The organism is Paenibacillus sp. Y951 (genome assembly GCF_056786395.1).
Genome location: NZ_JBXCIY010000063.1, coordinates 1 through 1,810, shown reverse-complemented (window position 1 = coordinate 1,810; position 1,810 = coordinate 1). Strand labels below are relative to the sequence as shown.

Below are 1,810 nucleotides of genomic sequence, written 5' to 3'. Positions count from 1 at the left end.
GGACTAAGCGCCACTTCGCCTTCCACGATCCCTTCTTCAGCTGCTGCCTGGGTCGTCACCTGTACATATTGACTGACTTCCTCGATCGTCGGATACGTGAACATATCTCGGACGACCAGCTTGAGCCCTTCCGAACTTAATCTGGACACGATCTGGATCGCTTTGATTGAATCCCCGCCCAGCTCGAAGAAGTTATCTCGGATGCCAACTTGGCGAATTCGGAGCACATTTTGCCAAATCGCCGCCAGCTTCGCTTCGGTCTCATTCCGCGGCGCCACGTATTCACTGCCTGCCTGCACAAGTCCTTGTGGCTCTGGCAGTGCTTTCCGATCTACCTTCCCGTTGGCCGTCAACGGAATGCGCTCCACTTCTACTACGTACGAGGGCACCATGTACTCTGGCAGACTACGCTTCAAATGCGAACGCAATTCGCTAGCATCAAATACTCCGTTACTCACCACGTACGCGCATAGGTGAGCTTCCTCGCGCTCGTCTTTTCGAGCCACGACCACCGCTTCCTTCACGTCCCTGTGCTGCAGCAGGCCGTGCACGATTTCGCTGGTCTCAATCCGGAATCCCCGGATTTTCACTTGCTCGTCAATCCTTCCAAGGTACTCCAGATTCCCATCCGGCAGCCATCTTACCAAGTCTCCGGTCCGATACATCCGCTCGCCTGGTTCAAACGGGTTGTCCACAAACTTCTCCGCCGTTAGCTCTGGACGGTTCAAGTATCCGCGAGCCAACCCGTCACCCGCGATGCACAGCTCCCCTGGCACCCCGATCGGTGCTAGCTTGTTTGAACGGTCGATAACGTATGCCCAGGTATTGGCTATCGGACGTCCAATTGGTAGCGTTCCCCCGTTAACCGCCTCTTCCCCTATCGGATAACAGCACGCGAAGGTTGTACTTTCCGTCGGACCGTAACCGTTGATCAGCTGCAGCCCTTCAATTTCCATCGCCTTTTTCGCATGTTGCGCGGAGACGATATCACCGCCTATGAGCAACTGGCGTACTCCTTTTAATCCTTGCAGGCGATGCTCCACCATGACGTTAAACAGACCTGACGTTAACCATAGCATGGTCACGCCATATGTTTTGATCCGTTCCGCCAGTTCTTCCAGCGTCGGTATGCCTGGCGGCATTAGTACCAACTTCGCACCGTTTAGCAAACTTCCCCAAATTTCAAATGTTGCCGCGTCGAAAGATACCGTCGATGCCTGTAAAAAGATATCTTGTTCCGTAATGCGCACATAGTTCGTTTCCTTCACTAGCCGTACAACGCCGCGTTGAACCACAGCTACGCCCTTCGGCTGTCCCGTCGATCCCGACGTGTAGATCACGTACGCCAGATCGCTTGGTCCACTTGCTGCTGGCAAGTTCGAAGTGTCGCCCGCATACAGCGACGCGTCCGCCAAGTTCAGCACGGTGCCCTCGTAATCTTGCGGCACTTCTGCGTCTCCGTATATAAGCAGAAGATCAGTGTCGCTGTCTTCCAGCATGTACGCGATCCGTTCCGCTGGGTACGTCGGATCAATTGGTAAGTATGCACCACCAGCCTTCAGAATTGCCAGAATCCCCACGATCATCTCCACCGAACGATCTGCCATAATCCCTACAATGCGCTCGCCTTCTACGCCACGCGCACGTAGCTCATGCGCCAGTTGGTTCGCCTTCGCGTTTAGTTTGCCATACGTCAGTCGCACGGAATCGAATACGATCGCCTCAGCTTCTGGCGTTCGCTTTGCCTGCTCCTCAAACAGCACGTGGATCGTCTTGTCCTTCGGATACTCCGCCTTCGTATCGTTGAACG

Annotated in this window: 1 protein-coding gene; it reads right to left on the bottom strand. The window is 54.6% G+C overall.

Annotated features, from left to right (window positions below; all coding sequences use genetic code 11):
- Window positions 1–1,810 (bottom strand): non-ribosomal peptide synthetase (locus AC1TPB_RS24800; protein ID WP_482078937.1); only part of this gene is annotated, 1,810 nt, incomplete at both ends.